At 47.3% G+C, this 20590-nt stretch carries 16 protein-coding genes; 7 read left to right on the top strand and 9 right to left on the bottom strand.

Translation table 11 applies throughout. From position 1 onward, the window contains the following. Window positions 1-7: 7 nt before the first annotated feature. On the top strand, window positions 8-1834 hold the full coding sequence (gene uvrC, locus LRP50_RS17735) for an excinuclease ABC subunit UvrC (protein ID WP_274165785.1): 1827 nt from the start codon (window positions 8-10) through the stop codon (window positions 1832-1834). Window positions 1835-1877: 43 nt separating this feature from the next. Then, complete coding sequence (gene pgsA, locus LRP50_RS17730) at window positions 1878-2429, top strand: CDP-diacylglycerol--glycerol-3-phosphate 3-phosphatidyltransferase (protein ID WP_274165784.1); 552 nt, start codon at window positions 1878-1880, stop codon at window positions 2427-2429. A 253-nt stretch (window positions 2430-2682) separates the two neighbouring features. On the opposite strand, the gene LRP50_RS17725 is transcribed toward pgsA, so the two are convergent. The 4 genes from LRP50_RS17725 to LRP50_RS17710 all read right to left on the bottom strand — a co-directional run bounded on the left by LRP50_RS17725 (window position 2683) and on the right by LRP50_RS17710 (window position 7077). Next, complete coding sequence (locus tag LRP50_RS17725; protein WP_274165783.1) at window positions 2683-4026, bottom strand: ATP-binding protein; 1344 nt, start codon at window positions 4024-4026, stop codon at window positions 2683-2685. A 5-nt stretch (window positions 4027-4031) separates the two neighbouring features. Continuing rightward, window positions 4032-4706, bottom strand: coding sequence for a response regulator (locus tag LRP50_RS17720; protein ID WP_274165782.1), 675 nt, complete (start codon window positions 4704-4706; stop codon window positions 4032-4034). Window positions 4707-4884: 178 nt separating this feature from the next. After that, window positions 4885-6570 (bottom strand): aspartate:alanine antiporter, encoded by a 1686-nt coding sequence (locus LRP50_RS17715; RefSeq protein WP_274165781.1) that lies wholly within the window; start codon window positions 6568-6570, stop codon window positions 4885-4887. Between the two features lie 243 nt (window positions 6571-6813). Then, complete coding sequence (locus LRP50_RS17710; RefSeq protein ID WP_274165780.1) at window positions 6814-7077, bottom strand: GrxA family glutaredoxin; 264 nt, start codon at window positions 7075-7077, stop codon at window positions 6814-6816. Between the two features lie 319 nt (window positions 7078-7396). Between LRP50_RS17710 and LRP50_RS17705 the strand changes: the two genes are divergently transcribed. From LRP50_RS17705 to LRP50_RS17690, 4 genes are all read left to right on the top strand, one after another. Further along, on the top strand, window positions 7397-8578 hold the full coding sequence (locus LRP50_RS17705) for an iron-containing alcohol dehydrogenase (protein WP_274165779.1): 1182 nt from the start codon (window positions 7397-7399) through the stop codon (window positions 8576-8578). Window positions 8579-8709: 131 nt separating this feature from the next. Continuing rightward, a complete protein-coding gene (gene nfsA, locus LRP50_RS17700; protein WP_274165778.1) occupies window positions 8710-9432 on the top strand; it encodes an oxygen-insensitive NADPH nitroreductase in 723 nt (240 codons plus the stop codon). 429 nt (window positions 9433-9861) lie between these two features. Beyond that, window positions 9862-11085, top strand: coding sequence for an L-lactate MFS transporter (locus LRP50_RS17695; RefSeq protein ID WP_274165777.1), 1224 nt, complete (start codon window positions 9862-9864; stop codon window positions 11083-11085). Between the two features lie 333 nt (window positions 11086-11418). Further along, entirely contained in the window at window positions 11419-12000 is a 582-nt protein-coding gene (locus LRP50_RS17690; RefSeq protein WP_028023403.1) for an RNA polymerase sigma factor, read from the top strand. Between the two features lie 226 nt (window positions 12001-12226). On the opposite strand, the gene LRP50_RS17685 is transcribed toward LRP50_RS17690, so the two are convergent. From LRP50_RS17685 to pabB, 4 genes are all read right to left on the bottom strand, one after another. Next, on the bottom strand, window positions 12227-13588 hold the full coding sequence (locus LRP50_RS17685; protein ID WP_274165776.1) for an L-serine ammonia-lyase: 1362 nt from the start codon (window positions 13586-13588) through the stop codon (window positions 12227-12229). A 184-nt stretch (window positions 13589-13772) separates the two neighbouring features. Continuing rightward, entirely contained in the window at window positions 13773-15038 is a 1266-nt protein-coding gene (locus tag LRP50_RS17680; protein ID WP_274165775.1) for a serine/threonine transporter, read from the bottom strand. 202 nt (window positions 15039-15240) lie between these two features. After that, window positions 15241-15936, bottom strand: a complete 696-nt coding sequence (locus LRP50_RS17675) for a CoA pyrophosphatase (protein ID WP_274165774.1) — start codon at window positions 15934-15936, stop codon at window positions 15241-15243. A 49-nt stretch (window positions 15937-15985) separates the two neighbouring features. Beyond that, a complete protein-coding gene (pabB, locus tag LRP50_RS17670) occupies window positions 15986-17353 on the bottom strand; it encodes an aminodeoxychorismate synthase component I (RefSeq protein ID WP_274165773.1) in 1368 nt (455 codons plus the stop codon). A 315-nt stretch (window positions 17354-17668) separates the two neighbouring features. Between pabB and LRP50_RS17665 the strand changes: the two genes are divergently transcribed. Next, window positions 17669-19183, top strand: coding sequence for a fumarate hydratase (locus tag LRP50_RS17665; protein ID WP_274165844.1), 1515 nt, complete (start codon window positions 17669-17671; stop codon window positions 19181-19183). A 221-nt stretch (window positions 19184-19404) separates the two neighbouring features. Here LRP50_RS17665 and LRP50_RS17660 read toward each other — a convergent pair whose 3' ends face one another. After that, a complete protein-coding gene (locus LRP50_RS17660) occupies window positions 19405-20367 on the bottom strand; it encodes an integron integrase (protein ID WP_274165772.1) in 963 nt (320 codons plus the stop codon). Window positions 20368-20590: the final 223 nt, after the last annotated feature.

The following is a 20590-nucleotide window of genomic DNA, read 5'->3' as shown; positions in this document are numbered from 1 at the left end:
ATTTGCTGTGTTTGATGCCAAGAATTTTCTAAAAACCGTCTCAGACAAACCGGGCGTCTATCGAATGATGGACGACTCCGGTGAGATCATTTATGTCGGTAAAGCGAAGTCGCTTAAAAAGCGACTTTCTAGCTACTTTCGCGCAAATGTCGTGGGGGAAAAGACGCGAGCCTTGGTGAAAAATATTGCCAATGTTGAAGTCACCATCACACACAGCGAAACAGAAGCGCTCATTCTCGAACACAATCTTATCAAGCAGCATTTACCGCGTTACAACGTTTTGCTGCGTGATGATAAGTCCTACCCTTATATTTTCCTTTCTGCCAGTAAACATCCACGTTTGTCGATTCATCGCGGTGCTAAAAAACGCAAAGGTGAATATTTCGGCCCGTTTCCCGATGCGGGTGCGGTTAGACAGAGCTTGTATTTACTCCAGAAAATATTTCCTGTCCGTCAGTGTGAGGACTCGGTGTATGCCAATCGCTCACGCCCGTGTTTGATGTATCAAATTGGTCGCTGCTCAGGACCTTGTGTGAGTGGCATCATCTCTGATGAAGATTATGCCGAACAGGTGAATTTCACCCGGTTATTCTTACAGGGTAAAGACCGGCAAGTGATTGCGTCGCTGGTGGAAAAAATGGAAGCGTCGAGCAAAGCATTGGCTTTTGAAAAAGCGGCGGAATACCGCGACCAAATTCAGTCACTGCGTCGAGTACAAGAGCAGCAATTTGTTTCTCAAAACAGTGAAGATGATTTAGATGCCATTGGCGTATCCATCGAAAACGGCATTGCGTGTATCCACGTTTTGTTTCTGCGCCAAGGTAAAGTGTTGGGGAGCAGAAGTTACTTCCCGAAAATGCCCGCGAATACGGATGTGATTGAACTGGTATCGAGTTTCGTTAGCCAGTTTTATTTCAATCAGGCCGAAGGGCGCACCATTCCGACTAGCTTGTTATTGGGACAAGATTTAGGCGATGAAAGTGAGTCACTGGCTACCGCTCTTTCTGAAATCGCTGGCAGGAAAGTGAGCTTGCAAAGCAAGCCGCGCGGCGCGAGGGCGAGATTCTTGAAGTTGGCCCAAACCAATGCCGCCACGGCGTTGACGACCAAAATTAACCAGAAAATGACCATCCATAATCGTTTCGCGGTGTTAGCGGACGCGTTAAGCCTTGAGCCCATAAAACGCATGGAGTGTTTTGATATTAGCCATACGATGGGTGAGCAGACGGTCGCCTCGTGCGTGGTGTTCAACCAAGATGGGCCAGTGAAACAAGAATACCGACGCTACAACATTACGGGCATTACGGGTGGCGATGATTATGCGGCGATGGCGCAGGTGCTTGAACGTCGTTACAGCAAGCAGACAGACCCAGATAAAATCCCTGATATTATTCTTATTGATGGTGGTAAAGGGCAGTTAAACAGAGCCTGGGAAGTGGTTGGTCCGCTTTTAGAGGAGTGGCCAAGGCATCCGTTAATGTTGGGTGTTGCCAAGGGCACCACACGTCGCCCAGGGCTTGAAACTCTGATTAAGGTAACGGGTGAAGAGTTTTCCATGCCGACGGACTCACCTGCGCTCCATTTAATTCAGCACATTCGAGATGAAAGTCATAATCACGCGATTTCAGGGCACAGAGCAAAACGTGCAAAAGTGCGGAAAAGCAGTGTGTTGCAAGAAATCGAAGGTGTTGGGCCAAAGCGCAGACAAGCTTTGTTAAAATACTTGGGCGGAATTCAGGAACTTAAGCGCGCTTCTGTTGAAGAAATAGCCAAAGTGCCGGGAATTAGCCGAGTTTTAGCTGAGAAGATTCATTCCTCATTGCAACAGCAGTGACTTTCAAGCACCATAACAGCGACACTCACAAATAATAAGAACTATGCGACTGAATATCCCCATTATCCTGACCCTTATACGCATCGCATTAATTCCCGTTTTTGTAGTCGCGTTTTATTTGCCATATGAATGGTCGGCATTTGCTGCGGCTTTGATTTTCGTTATTGCTGGTTTTACGGATTGGCTTGACGGTTATCTAGCTCGCTCGCTTGATCAAACAACTCGTTTTGGCGCGTTTCTTGACCCCGTCGCGGATAAAGTGATGGTGGCGATTGCGTTAGTACTGATTGCTGAGTATTACCATTCGGTATGGGTGACGATCCCTGCGGCGACAATGATTGCACGAGAAGTGATCATTTCTGCACTGCGTGAGTGGATGGCGGAACTGGGGAAACGTGCCAGCGTTGCTGTTTCATGGGTAGGTAAATTTAAAACCGCGACGCAAATGTTCGCATTGACTATGCTACTTTGGCACGACAATGACATCATTGTTTATGTCGGCTATGCATCGCTTTATGTAGCGACGGGATTGACCTATTGGTCTATGTATCAATACCTGCGCGCTGCCAAAGACGATTTGCTTAACGCTGATTAGCACGCTTGCGGATTAGCAGGTTTGTAGACTAGCAGTGTTGTAGATTGCTACGCTGCAGAGGCGCTGCACAGAATCAAAAAGAAAGGCCGCATGTGAATGCGGCCTTTTTTCGTTCAAATCTAGACGCTTACTTGAGTCTAAAGTCGTAACGTTAGCTTCTAGCTTCTAGCTTCTAGCTTCTAGCTTCTAGCTTCTAGCGCCTAGAACAGAGTCATTGAGTTGTGGGGTTTAGATCCTGCTTCCCCTCAACACATTAACGGTGCTTCGGAAAGCGCATAATAAACGCGGCACCTTCTAGATCTGACGCAACAACGGAAATCGATCCTTCGTAGCTTTGGACGATATCGTCACACACCGCAAGGCCAATGCCAGTACCAGGGTTTAACTGATCGGCGCGAACACCGCGCTGGAAAATGGAATCTCGATAAGTGACTGGCACGCCCGGGCCATCATCTTCGATGATCAGTAAATAACTGTCTGGCGTTTCTTCACTTCGAATGCGCACTTGGCTTATGCAGTAACGAAACGCATTTTCTAGTAAGTTACCCAGTAATTCAGTGAGATCGGCTTTGTTCAAGGGTAGGGAAGATAGCCCTTTGAAATCTGTGCTCACGTCCACGGGCTTATCGCCATAAATCTTGATAAACATGCCTGTCAAACTGTCGACTTGTGGTTGCAGTAAGGTGCTTTCTCGCATCAAGCCCTGCTGTCCGAGTAAGGCACGTTTGAGCTGATACTGCACCATGTCGTCCATTTGACTAACCTGTTCGATGATTCGCTTGCTCATCATGTCGCGCTCCAATGTTCCGTCATCGAGCAATGCATTGGTAGCAGCCAATCGGCTCTTCAGGCTGTGGGCGAGATCATCCATGGCATGTCGATAGCGCTGAGTCTGCGCTTTTCTTAGCGTGATCATCCGGTTAAGGGCATCGGTGACGTCTTCAAGCTCTGGTGGGTAGTCCTCATCAAGCTTCTCGCGCCGTGATTCGGCGATTTCGTTTAACTCTCCCGCCAGTTTGCGAAGCGGACTAAAGCTCCAGTATGACGCGGCATACAGCAGCCCTGTAGCACCAACAAATAACAGTGCCACGTAGAACCACGTTTTACGCTTGAGTGTGGCGAACTTTTCGACCTGATTTTCTACATTTCGCAATACAAAGAAGTGCTCTTCTATCCCATGTGTCGCGCCAGAAATTGTGTGAACCGCATAGGGACTTTCTTGGTAGTAAACCAGATCGAGCTCTGGGATGTCGGCAGGAATATGGCGGCAGATATCATCAAGTCTTGCTTTCTTTGCTTCAGAGGACATCCAAATAATGTCTTGTTCTTTACTACAAATGAAGGAAAGGTAATGCGGGTTTGTTGCGGCATTCTGCGCCTCAATAAAAGTGTCTTTACGCTTTAACGGCTTATCTTGGCGAAGTTCACGAATAATATCAGGTACCGCAGACACCAAGTCAGCCGCATAGAGGGCAGAATAGTTTTGTACATACAGTTGGTTTAACAAGACGCCAACCGCGATAGAAAAAACCAAAATTATGCCAATCGACGTGGAGATGACGCGTTTGTGGATCGGGGAAGAGATTTTGGCTGCCATACTGTTTAACTGACCTGTAGTTCGAAAATATAACCTTGACCGCGAATGGTTGAAATCGGATTTTCTTGCCCTGCTTGCGTGAGTTTTTTGCGCAAGCGACTCATCATCACTTCGATGGTATTCGGGTCGCCTTCTTGATCTTGGTAAAGCACATCCAATAAGCGGTGCTTAGAGACAACTTGCCGGTTGTGACGAACCATATATTCCAACAAGTCATATTCGAACGCGGTGAGGTCGAGAGGTTTGTCACCGACGGTGACTTTTTTGGCCAGCAAATCGAGCGCAATGTCACCGGCTTTAATTTCAGGTTTCACAAAGCCAGCACTTCGGCGCACGAGTGCGTTTAAACGCGCCACTAACTCTTCTTTTTGGAAGGGTTTTACGAGGTAGTCGTCGCCGCCGGCGTCTAGTGCGGAGACTTTGTCCTGCCAATTCGCGCGTGCGGTAAGCACTAGAATAGGGATGCGTATGCCTGCATCGCGAATGTCTTTGATTAAGCTAATTCCGTCTCTGTCGGGTAAGCCTAAATCCACAATTGCGATGTCATTTGGGTAGTCTTTAGCAATGTGAAGACCTTCATTGGCGGTGCTGGCGCAATGGGCTTGGTTTCCGATCTCTTGCAGCTCAGTTTTTAGGTGATGACTCAATAAGGGATCATCTTCGACAATCAGAATTCGCATAATGAGCTTCCTTTGTTATGGCGCTGAGAACCTTTTAGAGCGCGTATGAGAGAGTCAGGTTCTTTAGCGAAGCGTAAATGTCATCAATAAATAATTGGATATGATGAAATGATTCAGCGAACAGTTTAACGCTGTTCGCTGAATAGTGGCTGACTTGTTAACCGAGAATGCGATCGAATTAAGTGAGGATGACCAATAGCGTGCCTGCAAAGGTTAACAGGACATTCGCGATCGCATAGGTGCCAGCATAACCTAGAGCAGGTACGGTGCTGCGAGCGTGCTGGTTAATCATGTCCATCGCAGGGGCACAAGTACGTGCACCAATGATTGCTCCAAAGAGCAATGCTCGGTTCATTTTCAAAATGTAAGCGCCGACCAAGTAAGCGAGGATCACCGGAACCACACTGACTGCAAGAGCACCAAGCATGATGGTGAATCCCATTTGTTGTAGATAGTCCCACAGGTTACCACCCGCACTGAGTCCCACGCCGACCATGAAGGTCATCAAGCCCAGCTCTTTCACCATATTGATAGCGCCCTGAGGCACATAACCAAAGGTAGGGTGGTTGGCTCGAAGGAAGCCGAGCAAAATGCCTGCTATCAACAAACCAGAAGCGTTACCCAAGCCTAAGGTCATTTGCCCAAATGTCATGGTGACCAGACCGAAGATCAAGCCAAAGATGAAGAACGAACAAAACGCCAACATGTCTGAAACTTGGCTGTGAATCGAGATAAAACCGATTCGTTCGGCTAAGCCCATAACACGACGCTTCTCGCCACTGACCTGCAACACATCGCCTTTAGATAGCAAGATGTTATGGTCCATCGGCATTTCAATTTGCGCACGAACAACACGGTTAAGGAAACAGCCGTATTCAGACAAGTTGAGGTCTGATAAGCGTTTACCAATGATGGCATCGTTCTTTACTACAATCTCTTCTTCGACGATGCGCAGGTCGAGCAAATCGCGGTCGAATACTTCTTTACCATTTCGGAACGAAGGGTCGAGGCGCGCATGGCTATCGGGGTAACCCACCAATGCGATTTCATCACCTTCTTGCAATATGGCATCGCCGTCTGGGTTAGCCAGAATGCCGTTGCGTCGAATACGCTCAATATAGCAACCCGTCTGGCGATAGATGCCCAATTCGCGTAGGTTACGTCCGTCTACCCAGTTAATCAGTTCCGGCCCCACACGATAGGCACGAATAATGGGCAGATAGACTTTGCGGTGGGCAGAGTCACCCAAACCACGCTCCATGGCAATTTGCTGGGCAGAATGTTCAAGGTTTTCTTTCTGTAGCTTAGGCATAAGGTTTGCCAGCAATATTAAGCTGACCAAACCAACAAGGTATGCCAATGCATAACCGACACTTAAGTTGTCGATCATGGTCGCAATTTCTTGTGGAGAATAGTTCACGCCTGCCAAGCCTGCATTAAGGGCATCTTTTGCGCCTACTAGCACAGGGGTCGCGGTCATGGCGCCGGCCATCATACCTGTTGCAATACTGCTATCTACACCAAATTGGTATCGCATAAGCAGCGTGATACCCACCGAAGCGGCGAGCACCGTGAAGGCGAGAATCAAGTAGGATTTACCGTCGCGGAAGAAGATTCCGAAGAAGTTAGGCCCAGCCTCAATACCGACACAGAAGATGAACAGCATAAAACCAATGTTCAGTGCTTCTGGGCTAAATGAAAAGCCTGCATGACCAAAGCTCAATGCCGTGACAAGTACGCCAATGGAATTACCAAACTGAAAACCACCAATACGGATCTTGCCGATGGTGAGGCCAATCGCCAATACGACGAAGAGTAAAAGTATGTCGTTTTGAACGAGCAGGTTGTTGACGTCTATGTTCACTGAACCATTATCCGCAGCGGGAGGAAGGAGAATTTCTGGGCGGGTATTATACGCATTTACCGCCAAATGTAATGGAAAGTTGTGACGAAAATGGCATTTTATTTCAGGTGTTTGTCAGGGTTTCAGTACATTGGCAGAAATTGCTAACGTATTGTGAATATTCTGCGGAATCTAAGCACAAAAAAGCCAGCGAATGCTGGCTTTTACGTTTGTCTGTTTTCAAAAACAGCGGAAATTTGGTGCTTAGTCGTACAGACCCAAGTTAGCTTTAGCGTAAGCTTCAAACTCGGTGAAACCGCCAACATGATCTTGATCTACGAAGATTTGTGGCACTGTTTCTACTGGTTTACCGACAGTTTGCTCTAGGTCAGCTTTACTGATGCCTTCTGCATGAATATCAACATAGCGGTAGTTGAAGTCGTCACGCTCTTCTTTCAGTTTGTCTGCCAGATCTTTAGCGCGCACACAGAATGGGCAACCAGGACGACCAAAAATAACTACGAACATAATATACGATCCTATTAATCATTGATTTTTTGAGATGGCGCCGTTCACATCCATGCGCTTCATCATCTGACTTGTGCAAACTATGCCTGATGCGATCGTAAGTTAAAAGAAGGTTTTGCCTTTTATTCTCATCGATGAAATCTATCAATCGTATTTTGTTGTTCCTCACTCATAAAAAAGTTGGCTTGTTGCCGGTATGTGATTGGTACGACACATGTTTAAAACAAGCTTGTTGGATATTCACTTCCCTGCGCTGCATCAATTTACCTATCTTTGACCTGAGCGAAGCTAGTGAGAGATGCATCATTGGGGAGGTTCCATGTTTCAGTTTATGACAGCGACACGGATTATTTTTGGTGAAGGTGCGCTCAATCATTCTCTTTCTTTGTTAAACAACTACGGCTACAGCGCGTTGGTGGTAACGGGGCGAGATGAACAACGTGCAGCGCCGCTTCTTGGTTACCTCAAGCAACAAAACTTACGCTTTCAGCAATTGGCTGTGCACGATGAACCCTTGATTGCCATGGTGGAGGAAATGGCGGCACTAGGGCGATTGTTTAAACCTGACATGATCATTGCGATAGGCGGTGGCAGCGTGATGGATGTGGGTAAGGCGCTCTCAGCGTTGATCCCCAATCAAGGAAGTGTTTATGACTATGTTGACGTGGTAGGGCGTTCACTTCCGCTCACCGCCAAGCCACTCCCTTGCATAGCGATTCCCACCACTGCGGGGACGGGCTCAGAAGTGACTCGTAACGCTGTGTTGATTTCTGCGCAAGAGAATGTGAAAGCGGCAATTAGAAGCCCAGATTTGATCCCCGATATGGCTATTATCGACCCAACGTTAACTTATGGAACCAGCAAAGCGGTCTCAGCGCGTTGCGGCATGGATGCATTTACACATCTGATGGAAGCCTATGTATGTGGTGACCCCAACCCGCTTACCGACATGGTGTGTGAAGAAGGGTTACGTCGGTTAGCCCCCGCGATTATTCATGCCTGTGAAGATGACGACCCGAAGGCGAGGGCAGACATGGCATTTGCTTCTATGCTGGGAGGCATGGCGCAGTCGAATGCCAAACTGGGCGCAGCACATGGTTTGGCGGCAGCATTGGGTGCGGTGCTTGATGCCCCACATGGTGCGATTACCGCGCAGCTTGCGCCTTATGTTATGGCGGAGAACATTCTGGCGGCACGAGAGGTTGGTAGAATGAGCCTGTTAAACCGATATCGCCAATTAGCCTGCATTCTGACAGGGCGCCACAATGCGGAGCCGAGTGATGGCATTGTGTGGGTGCAGCGTACGTTGAAACGGTTAGAACTCTGTTCTTTGCCTTCACTGGGTTTGTGCGACACGTTGTTTGAGCAGGTTGCGGCCTCAGCGCTTCGCTCAAGCTCCATTAAAGGCAACCCGCTTCCTCTAAGCGAGAAACGCTTGCTTCATATTCTCCACCGCGTCTGTGAATCATCCGATCTTGCTGAAAGCACGGATCTCTATTGATATGTGATGCAAAGCAGACCCCTTGTGTGTCTGCTTTGATTTTTCCCTTTGCACGTGAATAACATAGCAACTAGGTACATTCGGGCGGCCAAATCCCTAGGCTGCCGCGTCATCAGAAAGGAAGAAATTACATGAATTCAGTGATAGAGATGCTTCTCGCCCATCGCTCGATAAGAAAATTCGAAAGTACGCCGATTTCTGATGAACAGCGCAACGTAATTTTAGATTGTGCGAGAGCCGCTTCGACCTCAAGTTTCATTCAGTGCACGAGTGTCATTCGCGTCGTTGATCAGGAAAAACGTCGTTTGCTGGCTGAATACGCAGGAGGACAACCTTATGTTGCCGAGGCTGCTGAGTTTTTCGTATGGTGCGCCGACTTCAATCGCCACTTTCAGATCAAGCCGGATGCCAAGCTGGGTTTTGCTGAACAGACCTTGATCGGTGCAATAGACAGCGCATTGGCTGCGCAAAACGCGTTAGCGGCAGCGGAATCGTTAGGGCTAGGGGGAGTATATATCGGGGGACTTAGAAACAACCCCGAGAAAGTGAGTGAATTGCTCGGACTGCCGATGCATGTGATCCCTTTGTTTGGTTTGTGCCTGGGGCATCCTGCACAAAATCCCGAGGTGAAACCGCGCCTACCTTCATCTTTATATGTGCATGAAGATACCTATCAGTTGATGGATGTCGACACACTAGCAACGTACGACCAAACCATTCGTGAATACTATCGAACGCGCACGGGTGGCAATAAAGAAATGAGCTGGAGCGATCAAATTTCTGGCTCGTTAGATAAAGAATCGCGCCCCTTTATGCATGATTTTTTGCAAAGCAAAGGTTTTGATATTAAGTAGCGTTTGCACTCGCTACGAACTGGTAACTTTTTGCGCTATTCGTGTTAACACATTGCTGGATGTAACAATATATTTCGTCGCTCTGCCCAGTGTTTATAAGGGGTTGGAGCGATTTCTCCCCTCCGTTTATCACCACCTATTCTGCCTGTTTTGCTTCTTTTTTAACCGTGGGAAAAACTTTTTTCGCATTAAACAAAAGTAGATTTTGATCACGCTCTGATTCCTTGATAGACTCCGCGCGCTTTGGTTCTTCTCACTTGATTTGAGAAATACCAAAAATAATTTATGGAGTTGAGTCATTTTGGTCAGCATGGCGGATAAAGTCATGAGATTTTAGTGGTTTGGCTATTTTGTGGGTGACGTTGTTAGGTCTTTGACTTTGGGTTTTTCCAGCGACACCTCTTACTCGTGATTTTATTGAGTCGTAACATGAAAAAACTGAACAAAGCTGCGGGCGTTCTAGCTGCCGGTTTCTTTATCAACATGTGTATAGGCATTCTGTACGCATGGTCTGTATTCAAACAGTCTTTGGTAGAGCAGGGTTGGACAAACGCTGACGCATCGATGCCTTACACCGTCGCAACTATCTGTTTTGCGCTGTCTCTTCTAGTGGCGGGTAACCTGCAAGACCGCATGGGTCCACGTAAAGTGTTGATCCTGGGTACCATCATGGTAGGTCTTGGCATGATCGTGTCTAGCTTTGCAACGACTCCAATGACATTGCTACTTAGCTTCGGTGTGATCACGGGCTGTGGTATCGGCTTCGGCTACGCGTGTCTTGCTCCAGCAGCAATGAAGTGGTTCCACCCTTCTAAGAAAGGTTTGGTTAACGGTCTTATCGCTGCAGGTTTCGGCTTGGCTGCGGTTTACCTTGCACCGCTAACGTCTATGCTGATCACCACGTACGGCGTGAACACGAGCTTCCTGATTCTGGGTGTTGGTATTTTGGTTCTTGCTGTGCCTTTGGCTTGCACCATCAACAACCCACCTGCTGATTATGTACCTGAAGCGCCAGCTGGCTATGTGGCTAAGAGCGGTGCGGGTGAAGCAGACATGAAATGGCGTGCAATGCTGAAAACACCGCAGTTCTATTCTTTGTGGCTGATGTATGCACTGGCTTCATCTGCTGGCCTGATGATTATCGGTAACATTACCTCTATCGCAATCAACCAGTCTGATTTGACTCAGGTTGCTTTCTTGGTTGTTGTTCTGTCTATCTTCAACTCTGGTGGTCGTGTTGCAGCTGGCATCCTATCTGACAAGATTGGTGGCCTGAAAACGCTGATGCTAGCTTTCATCATGCAAGGCATCAACATGATGATGTTTGCAACTTACAACACTGAGTTCACCTTGATGGTGGGTGCAGCGGTTGCGGGTGTAGGCTATGGCACACTTCTGGCGGTATTCCCATCTATCACTGCTGATTACTACGGTCTGAAAAACTACGGTGGTAACTACGGCGTGCTTTACACCGCTTGGGGTGTAAGTGGTTTCATTGGTCCTGTTGTTGCGGCTACCGCAGTGGACATGACGGGTAACTACGTAATGGCTTACACTATCTGTGCAGCGATGCTGGGTGTAGCAGTTGTTCTGTCTTTCATCACTAAACCAGTGAAAGTAGAAGCGACAAACGCACAGGAAGTTGTCGCGTAACGACAAGCGTTCATAATGATACCGAAACCCGCTCATTGAGCGGGTTTTTTTATACCTGAAATATGGTCGTACCAGCGTCCGTATTTAATATTATGTTCCATGGATGAGAATTCATGAGACATGAAAAATGCTCATTATATTCAGGGTTATTGTATGTTGTTCTGAATAGTTTCGGTTAAGTGACTGATAATAAAACACTGTTCATTACATGAGGTATGACCTGTTCTATTTTTGAGTGATTTTTATACTTTTTTGAATAGAAAACACTGTTTGATTGTTCGCCGTGCATTGGCTAGGTTGTGTTCACCACTCGAATACCAGGAGGGTATTAACATGCATTCAGTGGATTCAACCTGTTCTAATAACAGTGAGCGTGAACAAATAGCAAAGATTCAGGCGGAGCATCCATTAGCTCGCAACTACTTCGATCAATTGGTCGCTTGCTACTTGTCACCATTACATCGTCGATGCATGGCTTGGTTAGGTTGCCCTTATGATGCGGATGACGTATTGCAAGAAACCTTAGTGCGGAGTTTCCGCTACATCCATGCCTATCGCGGCGAAGCTGCATTCAGAAGTTGGCTCTATGCCATTGCAGACAATCAATGCCGAAGCTACTTGAAAAAGCGTGCTACCCACGCGAAGCGCTTCGTTTCTGAAGAAACGCAAGAAGAACCGGGCAGTGAGGAAAAATGCCCTGTTACCACAGATGAGGGCATCTCTCAGACTGTGAAATCCTTGGCGAAACCAGCGCAAGAAATTCTTGTTCTTCGGTTCGAGCATGACCTGTCTCTAGAGGAGATCAGTAATGTGCTAGGGTTGGGTTTAAGCGCGACGAAAATGCGCCTTTACCGAGCCATTGATGCGGCTGAAAAGCACGTGTCGAGAGAGGAGGGGTTACTTGCGATGGCTTAATACCAATCAGATTAAGCGTTTGATCATTCTTGCTGGTTAAAACTGGCAATAGCGCTACGTCAGATATTGATGTTTTTTTTGGCGAAAACTCATGATCACCGACTTAATCCGATTGGTATAAGAAGTTTGTGACTCACAAAAAAACCGCCAGATGGCGGTTTTTTTGTCTGCGTTAAGCAAAGCGGGCGTTCAGTAAAAGGTCGCTTCTATTAACGAACAGTATTCATTAGCAAATGACTTTGATTGCTAGACCACCTTGAGACGTTTCGCGGTATTTCGCGTTCATGTCTTTGCCTGTTTCCAGCATGGTCTCAATAACTTTGTCCAATGAAACGCGTGGTTCAGACGAACGGCGAAGTGCCATACGGGTTGAGTTAATCGCTTTCATTGCTGCAATGCCGTTGCGCTCGATACAAGGCACTTGTACTTGGCCAGCAACTGGGTCACAGGTTAGACCTAGGTTGTGTTCCATACCGATTTCAGCAGCGATACACACTTGTTGTGCGCTACCGCCCATCAGTTCAGCAAGACCAGCTGCAGCCATAGAGCACGCCACGCCGACTTCACCCTGACAGCCTACTTCCGCACCAGAAATAGATGCGTTTTGCTTGTAAAGGCCGCCAATCGCGCCAGATACCGCAAAGTAACGAATGTACTCACGTGGGCCAACGTTTTGGATGAACTTGTCATAGTACGCCAATACAGCAGGGATGATGCCACATGCACCGTTAGTTGGTGCGGTAACAACACGGCCACCGGCGGCGTTTTCTTCGTTTACCGCAAAGGCAAACATGTTCACCCAGTCAACCACTGCCATTGGGTCGTTTGAGAATTTCTCAGACGCAATAAGCTGTTGGCGAAGCGCAGCTGCACGACGTGGTACACGTAGTGGGCCAGGCAATACACCTTCGTTGCTCATACCACGGTCTAAACACTCACGCATAGTGCGCCAGATGTTACCGAAGTAGGTTTGAATTTCATCTTCAGAGTGCATTGCGCGCATGTTTGCCATGACAACAGCACTGATTGACAAGCCAGTTTCTTTACAATGGTTCAACAGGTCTTCAGCGCTGTTAAACTCGTAAGGCACTTTAATTTTGTTGTCGTCTTCTTTACCGAAGTTCTCTTCATCAACGATGAAACCACCGCCGATAGAGTAGTAGGTTTTGCTATAGATCTTCTCTTCACCCACCCAAGCGTGAATTTGCATGCCGTTTTCGTGCATCGGCAAGTTGGTGGTGTGGAAGTTCATGCCGCCTTCACGTGGGAAATCCACAGTGTGGCAGTGCATACCAACTGGCAGACGCTCGGTTTCTTCTACACGAGCAATAAAGCCTGGGATGCTGTCGATATCTACGTGTTCTGGCGAGTTACCAGCTAGACCCATGATGATGGCAACATCAGTGTGGTGGCCTTTACCGGTTAAAGACAGTGAACCATATACATCAACAGTGATTTTGGTTACGTCACGCAGTTTTTCCATGCTGCGTAGATCGTCGATGAATGATTTACCGGCTTTCATTGGGCCCACGGTGTGTGAGCTTGAAGGGCCAACGCCGATTTTATAGATATCAAAAACGCTGATCATGTGTCATACCTCAGTCAATGCCCGTGGTCTACATAGACGGGCACTTGGATTAATTCGATTTATCCATCCGTGGAGGTGACATTCTGCGAGCCGTTCATTCCGTGGCTCAGGAAAGGAAAGCAAAAAGAGCAAGATGCGTAGTTGGCATCCTGCTCTTTCATTTCGCGCTATTCTACACGATTAATTACGATAGGAAACTGTACATAATCGCTGAAATCGCTACCAGACCCATGAAGGTCACAAAGATGTTGCTCGCTTTACCACCGTACTTCTGCATAGCAGGTACTTTCTTGATTGCGTACATCGGCATGATGAACAGAATCGTTGCGATGATTGGGCCACCCAGTGACTCGATCATACCTAGAATGCTTGGGTTGATAGTTGCAACAATCCAGCTGGTGATGATAACGAACGATACGGTGAACATGTCGATTTTCTTCAGGTTTACCGTTTTGTTACGTGAACGTAGTTGCTTGATGATTAGACCGTTTAGGCCTTCACGAGCACCCATGTAGTGACCGAAGAAAGAAGAAACGATAGCAACGAATGCAACGATTGGACCCAAGTAAGAGATGAATGGGCTTTCGTGCTTGTTTGCAAGGTAAGACAGGACCGCAAGGTTTTGTGCTTTTGCTTCTGCAAGGTCAGCAGGCGTTAGGCTTAGTACGCAAGAGAACACGAACAGCATTACGAAGCCAAGCAGCATACCCGATGTACGGATAAGGATTTGTTTTGCTTTACGCTCAGCGTCATCACCGTAGTCACGGGTTTGAGCCATAGAGAAAGCAGAAATTGCAGGGCTGTGGTTGAACGCAAACACCAACACTGGGATAGAGATCCAGATGGTAGTCATGAAGTCAGCCACGGTTGGAACTTGCTGCAGCGCAGATGTGTTCCAATCTGGGATTAGGTAAATTGACATGAATGCCAAGATAGCAACCAGTGGGTAAACCAAGAACTGAGTCACTTTCAGCATCAGTTTCTCACCAGCAAGCATAACAGACATCATGCCAAGGATAAGAACGATTGAAAGTACAACACGTGGCAATGATTCCATGCCAAGTTGGTTAACCATGAAAGAGTCAACAGTGTTGGTGATACCAACGCCGTAAATCAGAACGATTGGGTAAATCGCGAAAAAGTAAAGCAAAGTGATGAGTTTACCCGCTGTCGCGCCGAAGTGCTCTTCTACAACTTCAGTGATGTCGCTACCTGGTTTTTTAGAAGACAGTACAAAGCGTGCCAAACCACGGTGAGCAAGGTAAGTCATCGGGCCTACCAAGATCGCCAGTGCAACCAGCGGCCAGAATCCGTTTAAGCCTGCATTGATTGGAAGAAATAGAATACCTGCACCTACAGCTGTTCCGAACAGCGATAGCATCCAAGTTGTGTCTTGCGCTGACCACTTCATTTTGTCTGCGCTTGAAGTTGCGGTGGAGTGAGTTTGCATCAATTAATCACCAATAAAAATACGGAACGGATCTGAATCTGATGCGTATTATTTACATTTTTGCAGTGAAAAAAGTGATGCTGATCACTTTTTGTAGCAATAATAATTCGTGCGACGAATTTAATTGATCTCAGTACACATGCATTTTTTAGGGTTTAAAAAACCTGTTTAAAGACTTAAAAAAAAGTTTATTAGTTAAAAATTAGTTTAGACAAAGTTGCTGGCTGAAGGCATAAAGTATCTGGGCGGTCACCCCCCAGATCAGGTGATCTTGGTAGGTCATGGCATAAATGTCATACGTGTTTCCGCGAACAAGGAATGGCTGTTTGCGTATGGCATTTTTTCTCAGAAACTGAGCAAGTGGTACTTCAAAAAGTGCATCGACTTCGTTTTCGTCAATCACGGCGTCGTAATTGGCATCAACAAACGCAATTACGGGTGTGACAAGGTAACCGCTCACGGTAGGAAGGGGCGTTAAGCAGCCCAAAAGATTAGTTCGGTTTGCGGTAACACCAATCTCTTCTTCCATTTCTCTGATGGCGGTGTCGATGATGTCCTTGTCTGAACGTTCAACCTTGCCACCGGGAAAGCTGATTTGCCCTGGGTGGTGTTTTAAATGCGTAGCACGTTTAGTCAGCAAGACGTGCAATTCTCCCTGTCTTTCAGCAAGGGCTATCATCACGGCGGCGGGACGTAATTCAGTTTGCGTTTGGCGCTTCATGGCATCTGTGGCGCGCCTGATGACCCGTTCGTCATACTGACAGCCCGGACTTAAGCTAAATCGCTGTACGAGCCAGTGTCGGGAAAGAGGGCGCATGGGACTCTTACGCTGAGTTGGCGCGGGAAGCGTTGAGTGATTCAACGTGGTGGTATCTGTCATCCGTGTTGCTTTGTCCATGCGCATTTCCTGAGTGTTTCGAAGGCCCTGTTAACGAAGAAGATTTGGGCTATGACAACGTCGGCAATATCTTACTGAGTTTGTCTAATGTTTCTTGATATTCCGAAGCGGCTTCGCTGTCTGCTACCACTCCGCCACCTGCCCATGCATAAACGCGCTGCTTATGACACACCAATGTGCGAATGGTGATGCTGGTGTCCATCGTGCCGCAACGGCTGATGTACCCCATGCTGCCACAATAAATACTGCGACGGTGAGGTTCTAACTCCTCAATGATTTCCATGGCGCGTACTTTTGGTGCACCTGTAATTGAACCACCTGGAAAGCATGCACGAAGTAAATCGGTGGCATGGCTATCTTCTGAGAGTGTTCCCGTTACAGTACTGACCATGTGATGAACGGCTGGAAATGTCTCAATATCAAAAAGTTTAGGCACATTTACGGAACCCGGCGAGGCCACTCTTCCAATATCGTTACGGAGCAAGTCCACAATCATGAGGTTTTCGGCGCGATCTTTTTCCGCATGTTGCAAGCAGCGAATGTTTTCAGCGTCTCGTTTTGGGTCATCATTTCGTGGTCGCGTGCCTTTGATTGGCTTGGTTTCTATCTGTTGCCCATGCAATTGTAAGAATCGCTCGGGTGACACCGATAGAAGGGCGCAATCATCCATACGCATGAACCCTGAGAAGGGGGCACCATTGATGCGCGCCAGCCGTTGATAAGCTTCCCACTCACTGCCGTGATAAGGCGCTTCAAATCGTTGCGCCAAGTTTATTTGATAGCAGTCGCCTGATTGAAGATATGCCTGAACACGATCGAATTTCTCTGTGTAACTTTGCGGTGTCATGTTGGCTTGCCACGGCCCTTCCAGTTTGAAATTCGCTTTTTCATGCGCATGATGGCTATCAAGCCATGCAAGGCGTTGATCACCTTGAGGCTGAATAACAACAAGCTGCTTTTCTTGGTGATCCGCAATGACCGCCCAATCATAAATGCCAATAGCAAGGTCTGGAATATCAATGTCTTTCACTGCCAATGATGGCAGCACTTCAACCTGACGCCCTAAGTCATAGCTGAAATACCCAAGTGCTCCGCCCAAAAAGGGCCATGGTTCAATAGGTTTTAGCGTCGGCAGTAAGGACGTTTGCAGCGCGTGGAGTTCTTCAAATGGGTCGGTTTCACTTGCTGAAGTCCGTCCGTCGCGATGACGAATCTGGTTAATGCCATTTTCATGGCACAGCGTTGCGATAGGATCTGCAACCAAAATATCGAACCGATTATCAGGGTGAGACTGCGCAGCAGACTGCAACAGCATGGCCCAAGGAAGGTGCTCAATACGGGAAAAGAGTGACGTGAGTGCTGACGGAGAGTACTCAAGAAACTGCAAAGCGAGGTGCGTACGTCTGGATTCAGTCATTTTCGTGTTTTTGTGATCGGCATTGAAGCGTCAATTGGCGCTGATAGAGTCGTAAGAGTATCATATTCGCGGGGTTTATTCTCACGTCACCTATCGACAGTTTGAGCTCTGATCACCATGTGGAAAGCAACAGTCACGCGTTTTTGGGCATGAAGCCCGAGTGAGCGTTATTGATAAATAGAGACACCGGAAGGTCGCTGTTTAAAAAGCGGCCTACGCTTTGATAATACAAACGCTTTACTGGAAGCCCTGTTTAGCTCGCATCAATAAGCGAGCAAGCAGCGCCAAGGAATCATAACAATGAAAGAGGCAACTATGACTGTCATTCGTAAGGAAGACGTCATCGACAGTGTCGCTGACGCCCTGCAGTACATTTCTTACTATCATCCTATCGACTTTGTTCAGGCCCTAGAAAAGGCGTACAACAAGGAACAAAGCCAAGCAGCAAAAGATGCCATCGCGCAAATTCTTATTAACTCTCGCATGTCTGCAGAGGGTAAACGCCCGATTTGTCAGGACACGGGGATCGTCACCTGTTTTGTGAACATTGGTATGAATGTTCAGTGGGAAGGTGATATGACGGTTCAACAAATGGTTGATGAAGGTGTGCGTCGTGCTTACAACAACCCTGATAACCCATTGCGTGCTTCTGTTGTTGCCGACCCCGCGGGCAAACGCTCAAACACCAAAGACAACACACCAGCGGTTGTTCACATCAACATGGTGCCGGGTAATACTGTTGAAATTCAAATTGCAGCCAAAGGCGGCGGTTCTGAAAACAAAACCAAAATGGTCATGCTAAACCCATCTGACGATGTCGCGGCATGGGTAGAGAAAACCTTGCCTACGATGGGTGCTGGTTGGTGCCCGCCGGGCATGCTAGGCATAGGCATTGGCGGTACGGCAGAAAAAGCAGCGGTACTGGCGAAAGAATCTTTAATGGAACATATCGACATTCAAGAGTTGATCGATCGTGGTCCAGAAAACGCAGAAGAAGAACTGCGTTTAGATATCTTTAATCGTGTGAACAAACTGGGTATTGGCGCTCAAGGCTTGGGCGGATTAACCACGGTTGTTGACGTGAAAATAAAAACAGCGCCAACCCACGCGGCATCAAAACCTGTTTGTTTGATCCCTAACTGTGCAGCAACACGCCACGTTCACTTTACCCTTGATGGCTCAGGCCCTGCAGATCTTCAACCACCCAAACTGGAAGAGTGGCCAGAGGTGACGTGGGAAGTTGGCGACAATGTACGCCGAGTGAACCTAGACAGCATCAGTAAAGATGATATCCAAGAATGGAAAACTGGCGAAACCGTTCTGCTGTCCGGCAAGATTCTGACCGGTCGTGATGCAGCACATAAGCGTATTCAAGAAATGTTGAATAACGGTGAAGGCTTGCCAGACGGTGTCGACTTTAACGGACGCTTTATCTACTACGTTGGCCCTGTTGACGCTGTGGGTGATGAAGCGGTTGGCCCTGCAGGCCCAACGACTTCAACGCGTATGGACAAGTTTACCGAGATGATGCTGGGTGATACGGGCCTAATGGGCATGATTGGTAAAGCGGAGCGTGGCCCTGCAACTGTTGAGTCAATCAAACAGCACAAAGCCGTGTATTTGATGGCTGTGGGTGGTGCTGCATACCTTGTGGCTAAAGCGATTAAGAAAGCCCGCGTGGTCGCGTTTGAAGATTTAGGTATGGAAGCCATTTATGAGTTTGAAGTGGAAGATATGCCAGTGACGGTTGCCGTGGATTCACGCGGTGACAATGCGCACCAAATTGGCCCTGATACTTGGAAAGTAAAAATCGCTGAAATGGATGACTGATTTTTACCAAACTCAACGAGTGTAAAAACCGCGGCTTAGGCTGCGGTTTTTTTTGCTTATATTTCGTAACGTTATTCTGTTGAATCCCTTTTCTTGATTCTTATCTTTTAGAATTCTCCTGCAAAAATCACTTCGTGCCCTCCAATAATTGTCACACGGCGATAACATGTTTTCTTTCAACATACGAATGACTGAGCTTCCGCTTAGGGGCGGTAGCGTGGCTAGATACGAGATAGTGGGCTGGTAACACCCTGCGCACCATTTTGAAGTATATGCGTATAGATTTGCGTGGTTCGTACATCCGAATGGCCTAATTGAGTTTGGACGGTGCGTATGTCAGCCCCTGATTGCAGTAGGTGTGTAGCGAATGAGTGGCGCAATGTGTGTGGCGTGACATGTTTTTTTATGTCAGCCAATTTTGTGGTTGTTCGTACGGCTCGTTGCACCTGCTTTTCGTCAATGTGATGGCGGCGAACGAGACCACTTTCAGGGTCTTCGCTGAGATTTTGGGACGGGAACAGGTATTGCCATGGCAATGCGCGGGATTGGGTTTGGTATTTTTCTCGAAGCCTGTGTGGCATCCATACGCCGGAGAAACGCGGATTGTTATTATCTAGGTTCAACACATAATCGACTTGTTGAATTTGGGCTCGAAGGGCATTGAATAGCTCTGGTGCGAGTGTCACGACTCGGTTTTTACCGCCTTTGCCGTCGATAACCTTGATACAGCGAAAATCAAAATCAACATGTTTAACACGCAGACGTACGGTTTCCATTAGGCGTAGCCCACTGCCGTACATGAGCGAGCAGGCAAGATGATGCTTTGTCGGGCAGTATTCTAAGAACCTTTTTATTTCACTCTGGGTGAGCACTTCAGGAAGCTTTTGCTTTTTTTGGCTTGATACGAAATTCAGCTTAAGAGATAGCGGACTATCAAGGATGTCTTTGTAAAGAAAGACCAAGGCGTTTAGTGCCAGTGCTTGGGTGTTTGCCGCAACATCTTTTATGTTAACGAGATCATTGAGGAACTCTTCAACTTCCTTGTCGCCCATTGTTGAAGGGTGACGCATTTGATGAAAGCGAATGTAAGCAGAGATCCAATGAAGGTACGTTTGTATGGTTCGTTTCGCGTAGCGTTGCACATACATTTTTTCGCTTACCATTTGAAGAAAGGGCGATGTCATTGCTGTTTTTCTGCTTATTGGATACTGTGAATACATCCAGCTTAGCCAATGTCGGTGCATAATACTCGCGAAGACCGTTTTGGGGCTTTTTCACTTAACCAGTTTGAGATGTGCATAATAAAATACATGAAAACAATATGTTGCTCACTTTTAAAAAGTGGGAGTTCGTTATTATGAGACACTTCGGGGTGTTTAAATACACCATTTTGATGTCTATTAAAAT

Origin of the sequence: Enterovibrio gelatinilyticus, from assembly GCF_028683095.1 — a bacterium.
In the GTDB taxonomy this organism is placed as follows: domain Bacteria; phylum Pseudomonadota; class Gammaproteobacteria; order Enterobacterales; family Vibrionaceae; genus Enterovibrio; species Enterovibrio gelatinilyticus.
Note: the sequence above shows the minus strand (reverse complement) of the source record. Positions and strands in the feature narration are given on the sequence as shown.